Raw genomic sequence first — 20,921 nt, 5'->3', positions numbered from 1 at the left:
ATAGAGTTATAATGTTATTCATTGGTTGTTAATCACACTTTTATTGAAAAGCGATTAAAAGTTTTTTAGTTAACCTATACAATTAACAACTATTTTTACTCAAAGACATATCGCATATACCAATGATGTTATGTGCGCAAAATAAGGATGGAATTTCCACATGAAAAAATCGTTAGTAGCTGTAGGGGTAATTGTTGCTTTAGGTGCAGCGTGGACAGGGGCATCCTGGTACACAGGGAAGAAAATTGAAGCTCACTTGGATAAAACAGTCCAGAAAATGAACACAGAACTTACAGATGCATTCCCCGATAGCAAGCTTGAAGTACAGGTAAGGGATTTCCAACGTGGTATTTTCAGCTCTGACGCCCGTTTTATCCTGAGAGTAAAAGATGACGCAAAAAATGCGGATGTGAAGGCAAATGAAAATATTATCTTCAAATCTCATATCGATCATGGTCCATTCCCAACTTCCGTCCTGAAAAAATTCAATTTCGTCCCTAAAATGGCCTCTATCCATTTAGAAATTGAACAGAATGATCAGCTAAAAAAACTGTTTGAAATTACTAATGGTAAGTCTCTGTTTAATATTGCTGCTAGTGTGAGTTATGGCGGCAACTTATCTTCCAATATTGAGATTGTGCCAGTCGAACATACGGATAAAGACGGAACCAAGATCACTTTTTCCGGTGCCAAAATCAACACAGATATCAGCAGTGATTTAAATGAGTTCTCTTTCAGTATCAAAAGCGATGAACTGACCGTAGATATACCTGCAGAAAAAAGAGTGGTTACTCTCAAGGGTATTAATTTTAACGCTGATGACAACAAAAAGGGTAAATTCGATCTCTATCTGGGCGATCAAAACTATGCTATCGGCGAAATAGCCTCGAAAAGTTCCAGTGATAAGGATGACTTCCTTCTCACGAATTTAAAAATCTCGACTAAAACGAGTGAAAACAAAGAAAACGTGAATACTGGCATTGCTTATGAAATCGATGGAGTCAAAATGGGCAATCTGGATTTCGGTTCAGGTAAGCTAGTGTTTAACGCGGATAATTTGGATGGTCAAGCCATTCATAAATTTTTGCAAACCTACAATGATATTATAGCAAAATCGCTTTTTACCAAAGACTTAGAACAATCATCTCAGGATATGGCTGCTGATCTTTTCAGCCACTTGCCAATACTGCTGAGAAACAATCCACACTTTAGTATCGTTCCATTTAGCTGGAAAAACAGTAAAGGTGAAAGCACATTAGATTTTAAGATTGCACTGCAAAACATACCTGAAGATCTGAATAAAATCGCCCAAATGAGAACAGAAGAACAGCTCCGTACCCTGCTTCAGGAATTATCACTTAATGTTAAATTGTCTAAGCCCATGCTGATTGAACAAATCACCAAATCAGGTGAATATTTAGGTGAAGATAAAAACAAAGCTGAAAAAACCGCTAACATGCAGGTTCAATTTATAGCTGCTCAAGGTGCTGCACTTAACATTGTGACTAACACTGATGACACTATTGACCTCAACCTCCACTACGCCAACGGCAAAGTGAAATTAAATGGTAAAGAATCCAGCTTACATCAATTCCTGCTTGATAATCACCTCATCGACTCCTATGATGATGCTGATGAATCAAATCAGCATGATAGTAAAGCTGAACTTCCTGCTGCTGAGTAATAGTCGTCACAGCAAACAGAATCCGATTAGGGGTTTTCTACAAGAAAGTACACGCTGAAGGTTAAAAAGACCAACGCAGCAAAAACATCGTAAAAAAATCGATAAATAGTGCTTTCATTGCCAGTCAATGTATTGACTGGCTTTTTTGTATATTTTTCTGATAAGAAGGATAAAAAAATGATTGATACACGGCTTCCACTCACTGACTTACATCGTCACCTTGATGGTAACATTCGCCCTGAAACTATTCTGGATCTTAGCCGTCAACATAATATCACTCTCCCGGCTTATGAACTGGAAACTCTGCGTCCTCATGTCCAGGTCATTGAAAATGAGCCAAATCTTATTAGCTTTCTGCAAAAACTTGATTGGGGTGTTGCTGTACTGGCTGATTTGGATGCTTGCCGCCGGGTTGCGGTAGAAAACGTAGAAGATGCAGTCAATGCCGGACTGGATTACGCTGAACTCCGTTTTTCACCTTATTACATGGCAATGAAACACCAGCTTCCAGTTGAAGGTGTCGTAGAAGCTATCATTGATGGTATCCACTCCGCCAGCAAACAACACGATATCCAAATTCGCCTGATTGGTATTCTGAGCAGAACATTCGGAGAAAAAGCCTGCTCTCAAGAATTAGCAGGCTTGCTTGCCCATAAACAACATATCACTGCGATGGATTTGGCAGGTGATGAACTTGGTTTCCCCGGACATCTGTTTGAACAACATTTTATGCAAGCACGTGATGCGGGTTGGAACATCAGTGTACATGCAGGAGAAGCAGCAGGCGCAGAAAGCATCTGGCACGCGATCCATGAGTTGGGAGCAACCCGGATCGGCCACGGTGTTAAGGCTATCACCGATCCTGCGCTAATGGATTATCTGGCGGAAAACCGCATTGGTGTTGAATCCTGCCTGACATCAAACCTGCAAACCAGTACCGTCAGCTCCTTATCCGCTCACCCGCTGAAAAGATTCCTTGAGCATGACATTCTGGCTTCAATCAATACCGATGACCCGGCCGTTGAAGGAATTGAAATTCGCAATGAGTACAATGTTGCTGCGCCCGCCGCTGGATTGTCTCCAAAACAGATCCGACAAGCACAGAGCAATGGGTTGGAAACAGCATTCCTAAGTGAAGCAGAGAAACAAACATTAAGAACCAAAGTAGCAAACCGCTAACAACGATAACAACTGTTAGTTTTAAAGGCAGAAGATTACTCTGCCTTTTTTGAGCGGGCAGCATATCGATTTGCAAGTACCGCACAAACCATTAATTGGATTTGATGGAAAATCATTAACGGCAACAACATAATGCCAACCATTGCAGCCGGAAATAAAACATTCGCCATCGGCACGCCATTGGCGAGGCTTTTCTTAGAACCACAAAAAACGATGGTAATTTCATCTTCTTTGCTAAATCCAAATAAACGTGAACTATATACATTAATGGTTAATACCACTGTCAGCAGAACACAACAGACAATACCAATCATAACCAGTGAGTCAGCATCAATTTTATGCCAAATGCCTTCTACAACTGCTTCGCTGAATGCAACATACACCACCAGCAAAATAGATGAACGATCTGTTATATTGATCAACTTCTTATGCCGTTCTACCCAATTGGCAATCAATGGGCGTGACAAATGACCAACAATAAAAGGCACCATTAATTGCAGGATAATATCTTTTATTGCTTTCCATGTGTCAGGATGAACAGCACTATTACCAGTACTACTACCAGTACTGTCACCGGCACCGCCATGAATTTGGATCAGAAAACCAACAAGCAATGGAGAAAGAAAGACTCCCAACAGACTGGACGCTGAAGCACTGCATATCGCAGCGGCTACATTCCCTCTGGCAACAGAAGTAAAAGCAATCGATGATTGCACAGTGGCTGGTAAAGCACAAAGGTACAGAAATCCCATATAGACCGTTGGCGATATCCACTCCGGTACAATGAAATATAATCCCATACCTAATATAGGGAATAAAACAAAAGTACTAAGAAAAATAACTAAATGCAGGCGCCAATGCCCTATTCCTGCCACAATCGCATCACGTGAAAGTTTGGCTCCATGCATAAAAAACAACAGTGCAATGGCTGCTGTAGTCAAATGTTGAAACCACGTTTTTGCCTCTCCTTCACAGGGAAAAAATGACGCAATGATTACGACGGTAATCAGTGTTAATAGAAAAGGATCGATTTTTAACTTTTGCCACCAGCTCATCAATGCCATTCCTCTTACTTTAAGGTTAATCAATTAAAGTTAATCAATCACCACAGTACGTTGTTCTTTCGCTGATTTTTCACCTGCCTCAATCAGCTTCATAATCAAGATAGCCTCATCTGCGGTCACAGGGTTAGGTTTTCCCATCAGGATAGCATCACGGATAGCGGCATAATAAGCACTATAGTTACCCGGTAAATTAGGAATGGTTTGCGTAATCAAGCCATCTTTTTGTGACAACGTCACATATCCATCGCGCGCATCATGTCCCCACCCTTCTTGTGATGGCTTTTCGCCTGCTTTCAAACATTCTTCCTGCGTATCTAAACCATATTTCACGTAACTGCCCGCCATTCCATGCAGGGTATAGATGGGAGATTCCGCGGCTACAAGCATTGATGCATGTAATACCACTTTTAACTCCGGGTACTTGAGTTGTGCATGAAAATAATCTGGTGTTTCAGCACTTGGGCGCATTATACCTAGGTCTGTTGTAATGGCTTGAGGTTTACCAAAAAGCTGGACTGCCTGATCCAATAAATGAGGGCCCAAATCATACCAGATCCCACTACCCGCTCCTACGGCTTCTCTCCAGCGTTGACGAACAGCCGGACGATAGCGATCAAAACGGGATTCATAATACTTTAATTCTCCCAATACATTTTTTTTAATCAGCGATTGAACGGTCAAAAAACCTGCATCCCAACGTCGATTATGGAATACAGACAACAATAAGTTAGCTTCTTCCGCCTGCTTCTTAAGTGCCTCTGCCTCTTCCACCGTAATTGTAAAAGGTTTATCAACCACAACATGTTTACCAGCAAACAATGCTTTTTGCGCTAATGGGTAGTGGGTATCGTTGGGAGTCGGGATAACAATAAGGTCAATATCTGGATCATTGAATAACGCTTCCGGTGAAGAGACAACATTAATAGTTGGCCAATCTTTTTTAACTTTTTCTATATCACTACTGGAAACAGCTACTAATTCAACATTTGGCGTCTCTGCAATCAATGGTGCATGAAATGTCTTACTGGCATAACCATATCCAACTAAGCCAACTTTCAGAGAATTATTCATAACTGCCTCTCAACATTTGTAAAACTGTTATAACAAGGCATCAGAAAATACCACCAGCTCTTATTCATTAGCAAATAATCTTAGTTCCTGTGTTACTATTTTTTGGTATCTGAATACTCATCATGGAGAGAATATTTTTTATGTATCAATCCAATGATTATTACCGTATAAACGGTTGGTTATTGGCTCCTGCCGCTTATTTAATCATGACACTGATTGCTGCCAGCTCAATGTTAGTGTTATATGCCATAGCTTTTTTCCAGCAAAGCACTGTAATTCATCAAGTAGGAGGTAATTTCACCATCCTGTGGTATATCTCCGTATTGACCACGGCTATTATGTGGTGTTTTACGTTTTGGGTATTAAAGTTGCTTTTTATTCGTTCAAAACGATTCCCGCGTATTTTTATTATCTGGTTGACACTTTCTGTTCTTATTGCCATTAAAACATTTGCTTTTTCTCCTATTCCTGACGAAATAGCTATTCGCTCCCTACTTTGGCCCCTATTAGCCGCTGCCGTTTTTGTTCCTTATATCAAGCGCTCTTATCGGGTTAAAATGACTTTCACACAAGATCGATAACATCCCCTAAAATTGATTGTTATCATTGCCCCCACTTGCCTCACCGCAAGGCGGGGGGAGTTTCTGTCATTTTCACGACTATAAACAGTATATTGTTTTCATCAAATCTCTTATTTTCAGGTATAGCAATGACTGAATACCTTCTTTTATTTATTGGCACAGTCTTGGTCAATAACTTCGTCTTGGTGAAGTTTTTAGGCTTATGCCCATTTATGGGAGTATCCAAGAAACTCGAAACCGCCATTGGCATGGGGATGGCAACTACTTTTGTCCTGACCCTCGCTTCTATCAGTTCATGGCTGGTAAATACTTTCATTCTTGTTCCACTGGATCTGGTTTATTTACGTACCTTGAGTTTTATTCTTGTGATTGCCGTTGTCGTCCAATTCACCGAATTGGCAGTTCGCAAAACCAGCCCTGCACTCTATCGCATATTAGGTATTTTTCTGCCATTAATAACAACAAACTGTGCAGTGCTCGGTGTAGCTTTACTGAACGTCAACCAGTCACATAATTTTTTACAGTCCGCCATATACGGTTTCGGAGCTGCTGCTGGATTTTCCCTTGTCATGGTGTTATTTGCCGCAATTCGTGAACGTTTGGCAGTTGCCAATATTCCTGCCCCTTTTCGCGGTTCATCGATAGGGCTTATTACTGCCGGGTTAATGTCCCTTGCATTTATGGGCTTTAGTGGTTTGGTGAAATTCTAATGATATCTTTATGGATTGCTATCAGCGTATTAAGCGTACTCGGATTAATCTTTGGGTTAATTCTGGGTTTTGCCGCTCGCCGTTTTAAAGTGGAAGAAGATCCGATTGTTGAAAAAGTCGATAATCTGCTACCACAGAGCCAATGCGGGCAATGTGGCTATCCGGGTTGCCGCCCTTATGCAGAAGCTGTTGCCAACAATGGAGAAATGATCAATAAATGTGCCCCAGGCGGAGAGCAAGTGATGCTCAAGATGTCAGAATTACTGGGGGTTGACCCACAACCATTAGATGGCGATGAAAGCATACAAAACCCGGTTAGGAAAGTTGCCTTTATTGATGAAGAAAACTGTATAGGTTGTACAAAGTGCATTCAGGCATGTCCTGTTGATGCCATTATCGGCGCAAATCGCGCAATGCACACTGTAGTTGAAGATCTCTGCACGGGCTGTGACTTATGTGTCACACCTTGCCCGACCGACTGCATTACGATGATCCCCGTTGCAACCACAACATCAAACTGGAAATGGGATTTAAACTCCATTCCGGTTAAAAATATTCCAGTTGAGTCAGAACCCATGTTTATATCTTCTGCTAAGCCTGTTGAGGTTAAAGCCAATGTTTAATCTATTCAATTTGCTTAACAAAAACAAAATATGGGATTTTGATGGCGGTATTCATCCGCCAGAGATGAAACTGCAATCCAGCCGTACACCATTACGCTATGCTCCGTTACCAGAAGAATTGATTATTCCCTTACAACAACACATCGGCCCAGAGGGAGAATTGCTGGTTAAAGCCGGGGATAAAGTACTTAAAGGCCAACCGCTGACAATAGGGATTGGTAGAATTGTACCCGTTCATGCATCCACTTCTGGTACTGTCACCGCGATTGAACCCTGTGTTACAGCCCATCCTTCTGGATTGAAAGAGCTCTGTGTCAGCCTGCGTCCAGATGGAGAAGATCAATGGTATGAACGCATCCAAACCGCGGATTACACATCCCTTGATGCTGATACTTTGCTGCAACGCATTCATGAAGCCGGTATTGCGGGTCTTGGTGGTGCAGGATTTCCAACAGCCACAAAATTAAAAGGCGGCGGAAGTCATATCAGTACCTTGATCATCAACGCTGCGGAATGTGAGCCTTATATCACGGCTGATGATCGCTTGATGCAGGAACATGCCGGTGAAATTATCGAAGGCATACGCATTTTGATACATTTGCTCAATCCGAAACAGGTTTTGATCGGGATTGAGGATAACAAACCTGAGGCAATTGATGCCCTGAAAAGTATTCTGAAAAGCGATAAATCAATTGTTGTGCGTGTTATTCCAACAAAATACCCATCTGGCGGTGCAAAACAGCTCACCAAGATCCTGACGGGCAAAGAAGTTCCTTCTGGCGGACGTTCTTCCGATATTGGTATTCTTATGCAAAATGTCGGTACAGTGATGGCCATCAAACGAGCCATTATTGACGGAGAACCCTTAATAGAACGCGTTGTCACTCTGACAGGAGAAGCCATCAGCTCACCCGGTAATTTCTGGGTTCGTTTAGGTACACCTGTTCAATTTCTGTTACAACAAGCCAAATTTAAACCTCAGCCAGAGCAAATGGTCATTATGGGTGGACCATTAATGGGCTTTACCTTACCTGATCTGAATGTGCCTATCGTCAAGATCAGCAACTGCATACTTGCTCCTTCCCCCCATGAAATGGAGCCGAAAGCGGTTGAAGAAGCCTGTATCCGTTGTGGGTTATGCGTTGAAGCCTGTCCAGCCGGGTTATTACCTCAGCAACTTTACTGGTTCAGCCGTGGTCAAGAACATGAAAAAGCCAAGAGCCACAACTTATTTGACTGCATTGAGTGTGGTGCTTGTGCTTATGTATGCCCCAGCAATATTCCTCTTGTTCAGTACTATCGGCAGGAAAAAGCTGAAATACGCACTATCGATGCCGAAGCTCGTCGATCATCTGAAGCTAAGCTCCGGTTTGAAGCTAAACAAGCACGTATGGAACGCGAAAAACTGGCTCGCGAAGAGCGCCATAAAAAAGTTGCAGTTCAAATAGATAATCAGGATAAAAGTGCTGTACAGGCGGCTCTCGCTCGCGTGAAAGAAAAACAGTCTAACGCTGGAGAGACAATCACCGTACAAGCCGGACAATTACCTGATAATGCGGCAGCCATTGCAGCACGCAAAGCCAGAAAAGAACAACTACGTGCTCGTCAGGCAGAAAAACAGGTATCGAATACTCAAACCGCAGCAACAATAACATCCGCTGAAAGTGATGATCCTCGTAAAGCTGCTCTTGCCGCAGCTATCGCCAGAGCAAAAGCGAAAAAGGCCACACAACTAAACCAAGAAGTGACAACGTCACAAGAGGTTTCACAACAAAATAAAAATAGTGTGGATGAAAAACAAGATCCCCGTAAAGCCGCTGTCGCAGCCGCCATTGCTCGTGCAAAAGCGAAGAAAGCCGCTCAAACTCAGCCTGAACCTGTTCCACAGCAAGAAGCTCAAACCGTAGTTACCGAAGAGGTCGATCCCCGCAAAGCCGCTGTCGCAGCCGCCATTGCTCGTGCAAAAGCGAAGAAAGCCGCTCAAGCTCAGCCTGAACCTGCTCCACAGCAAGAGGCTCAAACAGTTACCGAAGAGGTCGATCCCCGTAAAGCCGCTGTCGCGGCCGCCATTGCCCGCGTAAAAGCGAAGAAAGCCGCTCAGGAAAAACAAGAAACTCTAACAGAATAGTGATATTTATCGATGAAATTTAGGCCAGTCAAAACTGATAATAACCTGTTAAAAGTCGCCAGTTCGCCTTTTACACACAGTAAGAAAAATACCAACCAGATTATGTTATGGGTGGCTTTAGCTGCTATACCGGGTATCGCTGTGCAAACCTATTTCTTTGGCTATGGAACTCTGATCCAAATCCTGTTGGCAATCATTACCGCATTAATGGCCGAATCTGTAGCTATTGCATTAAAGAAACAACGGGTCATTCCCTACCTTAAAGATAATTCGGCATTAGTGACCGGATTACTGCTCGGTATTAGTCTGCCACCATTGGCACCGTGGTGGCTTATCATACTCGGTACTTTCTTTGCCATCATTATTGCTAAACATCTTTATGGCGGACTTGGACAAAATCCATTTAATCCAGCTATGGTAGGTTATGTTGTCTTACTTATCTCATTTCCTGTACAAATGACAAGCTGGATGCCACCAGCCTCCTTACAAGCCGTGACTTTGACTCCATGGGATTGCCTGATGGTGATCTTTACAGGACATACACCTGATGGTTCGACTCTGATACAACTTCAACAAGGAATTGATGGGCTAAGCCAGGCTACGCCACTGGATAGCTTCAAAACCGGCAGACTGACCCACGACGTTAATGAAGTGTTACAGCAACCGATACTGCAAGGTACTCTGGCCGGAATTGGCTGGCAGTGGGTCAATGTAGCTTACTTGATTGGTGGATTAATCATGTTAAATCGCAAAGTGATTGGCTGGCAAATCCCGACCGCATTTATCCTTGTACTGGGAAGTTGTGCTTTGCTCAGTTGGCTTATCGATCCGAGCCGTTATTCACCTCCTTTATTACAAATCCTTTCCGGCGCAACCATGTTAGGTGCATTTTTTATTGCGACAGATCCTGTCAGCGCATCAACTACACCGAAAGGTCGTCTAATTTATGGCGCCATAATTGGTTTGCTGATTTGGATTATTCGTGTCTATGGTGGTTATCCGGATGCCGTGGCTTTCGCTGTTTTATTGGCAAATATCTGCGTACCACTTATCGACAATTACACACAACCCCGTGCTTACGGCCATAAATAAGGGAGCTGTCATGTTAGAAACTATGCGACGTCACGGTATTACCCTCGCAATTTTTGCCGCTTGTACCACCGGGTTAACGGCAATTGTTTATTCATTGACAAAAGACCGGATTGCAGAACAAGCAGCGTTACAACATAAGGTATTATTAGATCAGGTTGTTCCTCCTGCGCTGTATGATAACAACATGCTAAATGAATGTTATCTGGTAACAGCAGATGCTTTAGGTAATCAACAACCCCATCGTCTCTATCTGGCACGTAAAAATGGAACTCCGGTTGCTGCTGCAATAGAAAGCACTGCACCCGATGGCTATTCAGGGGCTATCCAACTACTGGTCGGGGCAGATTTTTCTGGCAAGGTACTCGGTGTGCGTGTTACCGAACATCATGAAACTCCGGGGTTAGGGGATAAAATTGATACCCGCATATCCGATTGGATCTCTGTTTTTTCTGGCAAGAAAATCACTTCCAATAATGATCCTCATTGGGCAGTTAAAAAAGATGGCGGGGAATTTGACCAGTTTACGGGAGCAACCATCACTCCTCGTGCTGTTGTCAATACAGTGAAACGGACAGCTCTCTATATGGAAACCATGCCAGCACAACTTTCTTCATTATCCACATGTGGAACAAAATAAATGAGTGAAACTAAAAACCTATTTCTTCAGGGGTTATGGAAAAACAACTCCGCATTAGTACAGCTTTTAGGACTTTGTCCCCTTTTAGCAGTCTCTTCTACTGCCACTAATGCACTGGGACTGGGATTGGCAACAACACTGGTTCTGTTGAGCACCAACATCGCCGTATCAGCTTTACGCCGTTGGGTTCCTCACGAAATCCGTATTCCTATTTATGTGATGATCATTGCATCTGTTGTCAGTGCCGTTCAGATGTTAATCAATGCCTTTGCATTCGGATTATATGAATCATTGGGGATTTTTATCCCGCTAATTGTGACTAACTGTATCGTTATCGGACGTGCGGAAGCCTACGCATCAAAAAACTCAATCTATCACTCAGCGCTTGATGGTATTGCAATGGGTCTTGGTGCAACATTTGCCCTATTTGTGCTTGGCGCCATGCGTGAAATCCTGGGTAATGGCACACTTTTCGACGGTGCAGATCTATTATTAGGGAGTTGGGCTAAATCATTACGTATTGAAATTGTGCATATGGATTCCCCATTCCTGCTAGCCATCTTACCACCAGGTGCATTTATTGGATTAGGTTTGATGCTGGCCGGGAAATATATCATTGATGAACGAATTAAAAGCCGTACAGATGCTAAAACACGTCGCTATGACAACATAGAAAAAGGCTGCGATAGCCGTATCACAAGAGGATAAAGGCGTAATCAGGTATGAATAAACAAAAACGGGTCGAAATTTTAACCCGCTTACGGGATAACAACCCTAATCCAACGACTGAATTGGTTTTCAATTCACCATTTGAACTGCTGATTTCAGTATTGCTGTCAGCACAAGCAACAGACGTCAGCGTCAATAAGGCAACGGCAAGACTTTATCCGGTTGCCAATACGCCACAAGCCATCCTTAATTTGGGCGTCGATGGCTTAAAAGAGTATATAAAGACTATCGGGTTATATAACACTAAAGCCGAGAACGTGATTAAAACCTGCCGGCTCTTGCTGGAAAAGCATCAAGGCGAAGTACCGGAAGATCGCGCAGCGCTCGAAGCATTACCGGGCGTCGGTCGTAAGACAGCCAATGTTGTTTTGAACACGGCCTTTGGCTGGCCGACAATAGCTGTTGATACCCATATTTTCCGTGTCAGCAATCGGACTCAATTTGCTCCGGGAAAAAATGTTGATGAAGTCGAAAAAAAGCTATTGCAAGTTGTACCTGATGAATTCAAAGTAGATTGCCACCATTGGTTAATTTTACATGGTCGTTATACCTGTATTGCCCGTAAACCACGCTGTGGATCTTGTATTATTGAAGATCTGTGCGAATATGCGGATAAAACTGAGTAATACATCTCTCCTATTAACTCCCGCCTGATCTGGCGGGAGTTAGCCCTAATTTACAGAGAAACAACAATTTCCCTGATCCGCTGTTGGGGATTATCCACCATGATTTGCAGTACAGTGAGCAAATAGTCAATGTGCCGTTCTATGGTCGATTGGTCAAACAGGGCGGTGGCATAACTTACCGCTCCGGCAACTATGCCATTCTCTTCAAAAAACTCTATTTCGAGATCATAGTTGGTAATATTTAAATCATGAGCAATTGATGACGCTGTCAGCCCCGGCAATGTCCAGTCAGAATCTTCATAATCCTGCCAGGCAAATACGACCTGACACAACGGTATATGGTCTAGCTGGCGTGACGGTTGTACAATTTCCATCATCTGTTCAAACGGCAAATCCTGATGCGCCTGTGCCGCTAGCGTGGTTTGCCGCACTTGTGCCAGCAACTCCGCTACCGTCAACTCACCCGAAACTCTTGTGCGTAACGCCAGTGTATTCACGAAGAATCCAATTAATGGCTCCACTTCCTGACGACTACGGCCAGAACTGTGGGTTCCAACAATAATATCCTCCTGACCGGACAAACGCGATAAGACCACCGTCCAGGCGGACAATAATGTCATAAATAACGTGACATTGTGCTGTACACTCAGACGCTTCAAGGCGGTTATTAATTCCACATTCAAATTGATGGGTAAAACTTGACCGGCAAACGACTGCTCCGATGGGCGTGGCCGATCTGTCGGTAAATTCAGCAGAGTCGGTGCATCAGCCAACGCCGTGCGCCAATAGTCAACTTGCTTCTGCATATGTTCGGAAGAAAACCACTGCCGCTGCCAGACTGCATAATCAGGGTACTGGATCGCCAGCACGGGTAAAGGATTCGGTTGCCCGGCCAGAAAAGCCGTATAGAGCGAGTTCAGTTCATCTATTAGTACCTTCACTGACCAACCATCGGAAATAATATGGTGCTGGGTCAGCAAAAACTGATAGTCGTCATCCGCCAACTGGATAAGCCTCGTCCGAACAAGCGGCCCCTGGCTGAGATCGAATGGCGCATACACCTCCTCAGTACGCAGTCGTTTTAACTCTGTTTCGGCATCCTGGCACCCACGCAGGTCATGATGAACCAACGGCAGCCCACGATCTGCCGCCAGCAGGCGAACCTGAGGCTGACCGTCAACAGAAACAAAGACCGAGCGCAGGGCTTCATGACGAGCAAATAACACATCCAGTGCCTGCTGCCAGGCTGCAATATCCAGTTGTCCACGCAAATGTAACACGAGCGGCATATTATAGTGTTCACTGGCACCTTTAAATTGCGTCAGAAGCCACATGCGCTCTTGAACGAATGACAGTGGCAATCCCCCCTCACGGGAGACAGGCAAGATAGGAGGCAATGTACTTTGTTGATCAAACCGAATATGAAGTTTTTCAGCCAGAGCTGCCAAAGAAGGGGAGTTAAACAGCTCACTCAGTGGCAAATCCATCTCTAAAGCCGCTATCCGGTTCATTACTTGCATCGCCAGCAATGAATGGCCGCCCAGTGCAAAGAAATTATCATGCCGACTAATTTGCTCGACGCCTAAGACCTCCTGCCAAATCGCTGCCAATGCGATTTCCATTTCCCCCTGCGGGGCTTCATAGATCTGCCGGACAAAGGCGTCGCCGTCCGGGGCCGGCAGGCTCCGGCGATCCAGCTTGCCGTTCGGGGTCTGCGGGAAACTGTCCAGACGGACAAAGGCCGCCGGCACCATATAATCCGGCAACACTGCACTCAGGTGAGTGCGCAGGCGGTTAACCAGTGTTTCATCAGCTTCCGCCACGATATAGGCTACCAGCCGTTTACCCTGCCCGTCATCCCGTGCCAGCACGACCGCCTCCTGCACCGCCGGGTGTGTCAGTAAACGGGTTTCAATTTCCCCCGGTTCAATGCGGAAGCCGCGGATTTTCACCTGCTGGTCGTTACGACCCAAGAATTCCAGACTGCCGTCCGGCCGGTAACGGGCCATATCCCCGGTACGGTACATCCGGGCACCCGATACGGGGCTAAAGGGATCAGGAATAAACCGTGCTTCACTTAAGCCGGGCTGGTTCAGATACCCCCGCGCGACCCCTACCCCACCGATATAGATTTCCCCCACACTGCCTAACGGCACCGGTTGCCCGTGGCTGTCCAGCAGATAAATGCGGGTATTGCTGAGCGGCCGGCCGATAGAACGATCATCGTCCGAAGAGAAGACTTCTTGACAGGTGGCGGTCACGGTATTTTCCGTCGGGCCATAAGCGTCTAATAACCGGGGACGGTGACCCGCCTGGGCAAACCAGTCCTGAAGGGCTTTTTTCTGCACGGCCTCACTGCCGATGATAACCAGCCGGAGCACGTCCGGCAGCACTAATCCCGGTTCTCTGGCAGCCAGTTCAGACCAGAATAATGTCGGCAGGAACAGCACCGTGATACGGTTTTCCCGGACCAAAGTAATAAATTCCGGCATAGAAGCCAGCCAGCTATCATCGCGGATCACCAGCGTGGCGCCATGACATAATGAGGAGAAACACTCCTCAACGGCGACATCAAAGGCAAACGCCGCAAACTGCAACACCCGGTCCTGCGCCGTCACACCATACCGTTCATTGACACCCAGCGTACGGTGATAAATCGCCTGATGCTCGACCATCACCCCTTTTGGCTGCCCGGTTGAGCCGGAGGTGTAAATCACATAGGCCAGATTTTGCGGTGTTAACGTGGAAACCTGTGGGTTACTGTCCGGTTGATCCGGCAACACCGTCGGGTCAAGAACGGCCCACTCAGCCAGCACCTTGTCACCCAAAATAGACTGCCCGGCCCTATCCGCTAATATCACCGATGGCGCACTGTCATTCAGGATATACGCCAGCCGCTCTGCCGGGTAGGTTATATCGAGTGGCACATAAGCCCCACCGGCTTTCAGTACCGCCAAAAGAGATATGATCATAGACGGGGAGCGTGCCACACAAATCGCGACCCGTTGCTCCGGCTCCACCCCTGACTCAATCAACTGATGCGCCAGCCGGTTAGCGCGGGCATTTAATTCGGCGTAACTGAGTGTGTGTCCTTGATACTCCAGTGCCGTGGCCTGCGGGGTGCGCTCTGCCTGCTGTTCAAACCACCGATGTATACACAAGGCCGCAGGATACGGGGTCTCCGTCCTGTTCCAGGTGGTTAATAATAAGGTACGCTCCGTTTGCGGCAGAATTTCTAATGCCCGTACCGGGGTTTCCGGGACTTTTTCCAGCGCGTCCACCAGACTTTCCAGTGCCTGCTGCATATAGCCCCATATCCGCTCCGGTTCAAACGGCGGCACCACACTTGCCGTCAAGCCCAGCACCTCACCAAAATCCTCCACCGACAGCCCAAAGGGGTAGTTGGTCCGTTCCTGGCCGTCTAAAAATTCAATGCCTTCAAATGGTTCATCCGACGACGCTGAGAGACTATTGTGCCGGTAATTGAGCAAAGCGCTAAAGAGCGGCGTACCGCGTTCAACCCCGCTACACTGTTGCGCCAGCGCCAGTGACGCATGCTCATGGGTTAATAATCCCGCCAGCCGGTGATGGGCGGCCTGCACGCTATCCCGTACCGGGGTGTCATCCATATCCAGCCGTAACGGCAGGGTATTAATAAACAGGCCCATTCCCCCCTCTGTTCCATCTCCGCCGGTCATACGCCCAAACAGTACGGTGCCGAACACCACATTTTCTTGTCCGCTACTGCGCGCCAACACCTGGGCCCAGGCCAGATGACACAACGCCGCCAGACTCACCCCCTGCTGCCGGGCCTGACGGCGCAAACGGTCATTCAGTTCTGGTGACAGCAGCCGGTAATATTCCCTTTCCTGCGTTCCATCCAGATGGACGTCCGCCAGCCCGAATGGCAGGGTCGGCTCCGTCACGTCCGCCAGCATCCCGGTAAAGAAAGCAGTATGGGCTGCCTGACTCACGCCCAACCGGGCCTGTGCCACCAGATTGCGGAACGGTACGGGCACAGCCAGGCTCTGCTCTTGCCCTGTCAGATAAGCCTGCACTTCACGGTGCATCACTTCCACCGTTTCATGGTCACCAATCAGGTGATGGTGCAATTCCAGCAAGCACCAGCGGCCATCGGTTTCCTGCGCCACCACAAAATGCAGTAACGGCGCCTGACTCAAATCAAGACGATAATGGCGTGGATCAAAACGCTGACTTAACTGGTCCATAACCGGGCCATCAGCCGGATCCAGTGTCAATTCTGTTACGGATAAGGGGGCCTGACGCCAGACAACCTGCACTGGCACAGACACGCCCTGCCAGATAAAGGCGGTACGTAAAATATCGTGCCGGTCGACTATCCGTTGCATTGCTGCCAGATAACGATCCAGCAACGCGCGGTCAGAAAATGCGGTCCGGCCACTTAACAGGTAGGTATCTCCTTCCTGTTCCAATACATGGTGGAACAAAATCCCGTCCTGCAACGGCGATAAGGCATAGATATCCTGAATATTTGCCACGCCGCCCGGCACCTGTCTGACAAGATGGTCAATGTCCGCCTGGGTTAAATCCACCAACGGCAACATCGCCGGGGTCAGTTGCTGCGTTTCGGGGGTTATCATATTCGGTGGGATTTCGATAGCCCGGTGCTGCCCCACTGTTTGCGCCAGATCGGACAACACCGGCGACCGGAACAACGCCCGCGCTGTCAGTGCTAATCCCTGCTGACGCAGGCGTTCAATCATACGTACCGCAAGCAAGGAGTGCCCCCCCAGCGCAAAGAAGCTGTCATGACGGCTGATTGGCTCAATACCCAGTAATTCCCCCCAAATCGCTGCCAGCGTCATTTCGGTTGCCCCCTGTGGCGCTTCATACGCCTGCCGGGCAAAGGCGTCGCCGTCCGGGGCCGGCAAAGCACGGCGATCCAGTTTGCCGTTTGGTGTCAATGGCAACGCGTCCAGACGGACAAAAGCCGCCGGCACCATATAATCCGGTAACACCGTACTCAGATGAGTACGCAGGTTGTTAACCAGCATTTCATCGGCTTCTGCTGCCCCCGTTTCCGCCACGATATAGGCCACCAGCCGTTTACCCTGCCCGTCATCCCATGCCAGCACGATCGTCTCCTTCACCGCCGGGTGTTCCAGCAAGCGGGTTTCAATTTCTCCCGGCTCAATGCGGAAGCCGCGGATTTTCACCTGCTGGTCGTTACGGCCCAAGAATTCCAGGCTACCATCCGACTGGTAACGGGCCATATCGCCGGTGCGGTACATCCGGGCACCTGAGACAGGGCTAAAGGGATCGGGGATAAACCGTGCTTCACTTAAAATTGGCTGATTCAGATACCCCCGCGCTACCCCTACACCACCGATATAGATTTCCCCCACACCGCCTAACGGCACCGGTTGCCCGTGGCTGTCCAGCAGGTAAATGCAGGTATTGCTGAGCGGCCGGCCGATAGAACGGTCATCCTCAGGGGAGACAACTGCTTGACAGGTGGCGGTGACGGTATTTTCCGTTGGGCCATAGGCGTTTAATAACCGCGGACGGTGACCCGCCTGGGCAAACCAATTCTGAAGGGCTGTTTTTTGCACCGCTTCACTGCCGATAATAACCAGCCGGAGCGCGTCCGGCAGCACTAATCCCGGTTCTCTGGCAGCCAGTTCAGACCAGAATAATGTCGGCAGAAACAGCACCGTAATACGGTTTTCGCGGGTTAAGGTAATAAATTCCGGTATGGATGACAGCCAGCTATCATCGCGGATCACCAGCGTGGCGCCATGACATAATGAGGAGAAACACTCCTCAACGGCGACATCAAAGGCAAACGCCGCAAACTGCAACACCCGGTCCTGCGCCGTCACACCATACCGTTCATTGACGCCCAGCGTGCGGTGATAAATCGCCTGATGCTCGACCATCACCCCTTTTGGCTGCCCGGTAGAGCCGGAGGTGTAAATCACATAGGCCAGATTTTGCGGTGTTAACGTGGTAACCCGTGGGTTACTGTCCGGTTGATCCGGCAACATCGCCGGATCCAGTACCGTCAACCCGGCCAGTACCTCATCACTCAGTGCAGCTTGCCCGGCCCGGTCTGCCACTACCACGGATGGCGTGCTATCACTCAGGATATAGATCAGACGCTCTGCCGGATAGGTTGTGTCGAGTGGCACATAAGCCCCACCGGCTTTCAGTACCGCCAACAGGGACACTACCATGGCCGGTGAGCGTGTCACACAAATCGCGACCCGTTGCTCCGGCCCGATCCCTAACGCAATCAACTGATGGGCCAGCCGGTTAGCCCAGGCATTGAGTTCGGCGTAACTGAGTGTTTGTCCTTGATATTCCAGTGCTATGGCCTGCGGAGTGTTCTGTACCTGCAGTTCAAATAACTGATGAATACATAACGCCGCAGGATACGGGGTTTCCGTCCTGTTCCAGGTGGTTAATAATAAGGTACGCTCTGTTTGCGGCAGAATGTCCAATGCCCGCACCGGCATAGCCGGGGTGTGCTCCAGCGCGTCCGCCAGACTTTCCAGTGCCTGCTGCATATAGCCCCATATCCGCTCTGGCTCAAACGGCGGCACCACACTTGCCGTCAAGCCCAGCGCCTCACCAAAATCCTCCACCGACAGCCCAAAGGGGTAGTTGGTGCGTTCCTGGCCGTCTAAAAATTCAATGCCTTCAAATGGTTCATCCGACGACGCTGAGAGACTATTGTGCCGGTAATTGAGCAAAGCGCTAAAGAGCGGCGTACCGCGTTCAACCCCGCTACACTGTTGCGCCAGCGCCAGTGACGCATGCTCATGGGTTAATAATCCCGCCAGCCGGTGATGGGCGGCCTGCACGCTATCCCGTACCGGGGTGTCATCCATATCCAGCCGTAACGGCAGGGTATTAATAAACAGGCCCATTCCCCCCTCTGTTCCATCTCCGCCGGTCATACGCCCAAACAGTACGGTGCCGAACACCACATTTTCTTGTCCGCTACTGCGCGCCAACACCTGGGCCCAGGCCAGATGACACAACGCCGCCAGACTCACCCCCTGCTGCCGGGCCTGACGGCGCAAACGGTCATTCAGTTCTGGTGACAGCAGCCGGTAATATTCCCTTTCCTGCGTTCCATCCAGATGGACGTCCGCCAGCCCGAATGGCAGGGTCGGCTCCGTCACGTCCGCCAGCATCCCGGTAAAGAAAGCAGTATGGGCTGCCTGACTCACGCCCAACCGGGCCTGTGCCACCAGATTGCGGAACGGTACGGGCACAGCCAGGCTCTGCTCTTGCCCTGTCAGATAAGCCTGCACTTCACGGTGCATCACTTCCACCGTTTCATGGTCACCAATCAGGTGATGGTGCAATTCCAGCAAGCACCAGCGGCCATCGGTTTCCTGCGCCACCACAAAATGCAGTAACGGCGCCTGACTCAAATCAAGACGATAATGGCGTGGATCAAAACGCTGACTTAACTGGTCCATAACCGGGCCATCAGCCGGATCCAGTGTCAATTCTGTTACGGATAAGGGGGCCTGACGCCAGACAACCTGCACTGGCACAGACACGCCCTGCCAGATAAAGGCGGTACGTAAAATATCGTGCCGGTCGACTATCCGTTGCATTGCTGCCAGATAACGATCCAGCAACGCGCGGTCAGAAAATGCGGTCCGGCCACTTAACAGGTAGGTATCTCCTTCCTGTTCCAATACATGGTGGAACAAAATCCCGTCCTGCAACGGCGATAAGGCATAGATATCCTGAATATTTGCCACGCCGCCCGGCACCTGTCTGACAAGATGGTCAATGTCCGCCTGGGTTAAATCCACCAACGGCAACATCGCCGGGGTCAGTTGCTGCGTTTCGGGGGTTATCATATTCGGTGGGATTTCGATAGCCCGGTGCTGCCCCACTGTTTGCGCCAGATCGGACAACACCGGCGACCGGAACAACGCCCGCGCTGTCAGTGCTAATCCCTGCTGACGCAGGCGTTCAATCATACGTACCGCAAGCAAGGAGTGCCCCCCCAGCGCAAAGAAGCTGTCATGACGGCTGATTGGCTCAATACCCAGTAATTCCCCCCAAATCGCTGCCAGCGTCATTTCGGTTGCCCCCTGTGGCGCTTCATACGCCTGCCGGGCAAAGGCGTCGCCGTCCGGGGCCGGCAAAGCCCGGCGATCCAGTTTGCCGTTTGGTGTCAATGGCAACGCGTCCAGACGGACAAAAGCCGCCGGCACCATATAATCCGGTAACACCGTACTCAGATGAGTACGCAGGCTGTTAACCAGCATTTCATCGGCTTCTGCTGCCCCCGTTTCCGCCACATATAGGCCACCAGCCGTTTACCCTGCCCGTCATCCCATGCCAGCACGATCGTCTCACTTCACCGCCGGGTGTTCCAGCAAGCGGGTTTCAATTTCCCCCGGTTCAATGCGGAAGCCGCGGATTTTCACCTGCTGGTCGTTACGGCCCAGAATTCCAGATTACCATCCGACTGGTAACGGGCCAAATCGCCGGTGCGGTACATCCGGGCATCCGGGGTATCACTAAACGGATCGATAAGGAACCGTTCTTCACTTTAACTCAGGCGATTCAGATAGCCACGGCTACCCCTCTCCCCCCACATAAATTTCACCACACACCCCCAACGGCACCGGCTGACCATGACTATCCAGCAAATAAACCCGGGTATTGGCTATAGGCCGGCCAATGGGGAGCGGATCATGCCCTCTTCCAGTGCCTCAATGGATACATTGTTGTAAAGGTAGTGCCTTCCGTCGGGCCATAGGCGCCTAATAACCGCGGT

14 protein-coding genes are annotated in these 20,921 nt (G+C 48.4%); 10 read left to right on the top strand and 4 right to left on the bottom strand.

Annotated features, from left to right (window positions below):
- The first annotated feature begins 160 nt into the window (after positions 1-160).
- Positions 161-1,684, top strand: a complete 1,524-nt coding sequence (locus AAC852_RS19220; RefSeq protein WP_340622375.1) for a YdgA family protein — start codon at positions 161-163, stop codon at positions 1,682-1,684.
- A gap of 177 nt (positions 1,685-1,861) precedes the next feature.
- Positions 1,862-2,863, top strand: coding sequence for an adenosine deaminase (gene add / locus AAC852_RS19215; RefSeq protein ID WP_340622374.1), 1,002 nt, complete (start codon positions 1,862-1,864; stop codon positions 2,861-2,863).
- Positions 2,864-2,898: 35 nt separating this feature from the next.
- Here the strand turns inward: add and AAC852_RS19210 are convergent, their stop codons facing one another.
- The gene (locus AAC852_RS19210) at positions 2,899-3,918 is read right to left on the bottom strand and encodes a bile acid:sodium symporter family protein (RefSeq protein ID WP_340622373.1); all 1,020 of its coding nucleotides are present in this window, start codon (positions 3,916-3,918) and stop codon (positions 2,899-2,901) included.
- A gap of 39 nt (positions 3,919-3,957) precedes the next feature.
- Entirely contained in the window at positions 3,958-4,998 is a 1,041-nt protein-coding gene (locus AAC852_RS19205) for an oxidoreductase (RefSeq protein WP_340622372.1), read from the bottom strand.
- A 140-nt stretch (positions 4,999-5,138) separates the two neighbouring features.
- Between AAC852_RS19205 and AAC852_RS19200 the strand changes: the two genes are divergently transcribed.
- From AAC852_RS19200 to nth, 8 genes are all read left to right on the top strand, one after another.
- A complete protein-coding gene (locus AAC852_RS19200; RefSeq protein WP_340622371.1) occupies positions 5,139-5,579 on the top strand; it encodes a DUF2569 domain-containing protein in 441 nt (146 codons plus the stop codon).
- A gap of 128 nt (positions 5,580-5,707) precedes the next feature.
- Positions 5,708-6,289, top strand: a complete 582-nt coding sequence (gene rsxA, locus AAC852_RS19195) for an electron transport complex subunit RsxA (RefSeq protein WP_340622370.1) — start codon at positions 5,708-5,710, stop codon at positions 6,287-6,289.
- Positions 6,289-6,912: an electron transport complex subunit RsxB gene (gene rsxB / locus AAC852_RS19190; protein WP_187649245.1), complete on the top strand. Its 624-nt coding sequence runs from the start codon at positions 6,289-6,291 to the stop codon at positions 6,910-6,912. Before rsxA ends, rsxB begins: the two co-directional genes overlap by 1 nt.
- Complete coding sequence (gene rsxC, locus AAC852_RS19185; protein ID WP_340622369.1) at positions 6,905-9,040, top strand: electron transport complex subunit RsxC; 2,136 nt, start codon at positions 6,905-6,907, stop codon at positions 9,038-9,040. The genes rsxB and rsxC overlap by 8 nt, the downstream gene beginning before the upstream one ends.
- 12 nt (positions 9,041-9,052) lie before the next feature.
- Positions 9,053-10,132 (top strand): electron transport complex subunit RsxD, encoded by a 1,080-nt coding sequence (rsxD, locus tag AAC852_RS19180; protein WP_340622368.1) that lies wholly within the window; start codon positions 9,053-9,055, stop codon positions 10,130-10,132.
- Between the two features lie 10 nt (positions 10,133-10,142).
- Positions 10,143-10,769, top strand: a complete 627-nt coding sequence (rsxG, locus tag AAC852_RS19175; RefSeq protein WP_340622367.1) for an electron transport complex subunit RsxG — start codon at positions 10,143-10,145, stop codon at positions 10,767-10,769.
- Complete coding sequence (locus AAC852_RS19170) at positions 10,770-11,477, top strand: electron transport complex subunit E (protein WP_187649249.1); 708 nt, start codon at positions 10,770-10,772, stop codon at positions 11,475-11,477.
- Positions 11,478-11,491: 14 nt separating this feature from the next.
- The gene (gene nth, locus AAC852_RS19165; protein WP_187649250.1) at positions 11,492-12,124 is read left to right on the top strand and encodes an endonuclease III; all 633 of its coding nucleotides are present in this window, start codon (positions 11,492-11,494) and stop codon (positions 12,122-12,124) included.
- A gap of 50 nt (positions 12,125-12,174) precedes the next feature.
- Here the strand turns inward: nth and AAC852_RS19160 are convergent, their stop codons facing one another.
- Positions 12,175-20,439 carry an amino acid adenylation domain-containing protein gene (locus tag AAC852_RS19160; RefSeq protein ID WP_340622366.1) on the bottom strand — a complete coding sequence of 2,755 codons (8,265 nt, stop codon included), beginning with the start codon at positions 20,437-20,439 and terminating at the stop codon, positions 12,175-12,177.
- A 282-nt stretch (positions 20,440-20,721) separates the two neighbouring features.
- Positions 20,722-20,793, bottom strand: a complete 72-nt coding sequence (locus tag AAC852_RS19155; protein ID WP_340622424.1) for a hypothetical protein — start codon at positions 20,791-20,793, stop codon at positions 20,722-20,724.
- Between the last annotated feature and the right edge of the window lie 128 nt (positions 20,794-20,921).

The organism is Xenorhabdus siamensis (assembly GCF_037996745.1).
Classification (GTDB): domain Bacteria; phylum Pseudomonadota; class Gammaproteobacteria; order Enterobacterales; family Enterobacteriaceae; genus Xenorhabdus; species Xenorhabdus indica.
This window is presented reverse-complemented; position numbering and strand designations above follow the sequence as displayed.

Excerpts from the sequence above, each read along its gene's own strand:
- rsxG (WP_340622367.1), top strand. The coding sequence starts at position 10,143 with ATGTTAGAAACTATGCGACGTCACGGTATTACCCTCGCAATTTTTGCC.
- AAC852_RS19200 (WP_340622371.1), top strand. The coding sequence starts at position 5,139 with ATGTATCAATCCAATGATTATTACCGTATAAACGGTTGGTTATTGGCT.
- nth (WP_187649250.1), top strand. The coding sequence starts at position 11,492 with ATGAATAAACAAAAACGGGTCGAAATTTTAACCCGCTTACGGGATAAC.
- rsxD (WP_340622368.1), top strand. The coding sequence starts at position 9,053 with ATGAAATTTAGGCCAGTCAAAACTGATAATAACCTGTTAAAAGTCGCC.
- AAC852_RS19220 (WP_340622375.1), top strand. The coding sequence starts at position 161 with ATGAAAAAATCGTTAGTAGCTGTAGGGGTAATTGTTGCTTTAGGTGCA.
- AAC852_RS19205 (WP_340622372.1), bottom strand. The coding sequence starts at position 4,998 with ATGAATAATTCTCTGAAAGTTGGCTTAGTTGGATATGGTTATGCCAGT.
- rsxA (WP_340622370.1), top strand. The coding sequence starts at position 5,708 with ATGACTGAATACCTTCTTTTATTTATTGGCACAGTCTTGGTCAATAAC.
- AAC852_RS19210 (WP_340622373.1), bottom strand. The coding sequence starts at position 3,918 with ATGAGCTGGTGGCAAAAGTTAAAAATCGATCCTTTTCTATTAACACTG.
- rsxC (WP_340622369.1), top strand. The coding sequence starts at position 6,905 with ATGTTTAATCTATTCAATTTGCTTAACAAAAACAAAATATGGGATTTT.
- add (WP_340622374.1), top strand. The coding sequence starts at position 1,862 with ATGATTGATACACGGCTTCCACTCACTGACTTACATCGTCACCTTGAT.
- rsxB (WP_187649245.1), top strand. The coding sequence starts at position 6,289 with ATGATATCTTTATGGATTGCTATCAGCGTATTAAGCGTACTCGGATTA.
- AAC852_RS19170 (WP_187649249.1), top strand. The coding sequence starts at position 10,770 with ATGAGTGAAACTAAAAACCTATTTCTTCAGGGGTTATGGAAAAACAAC.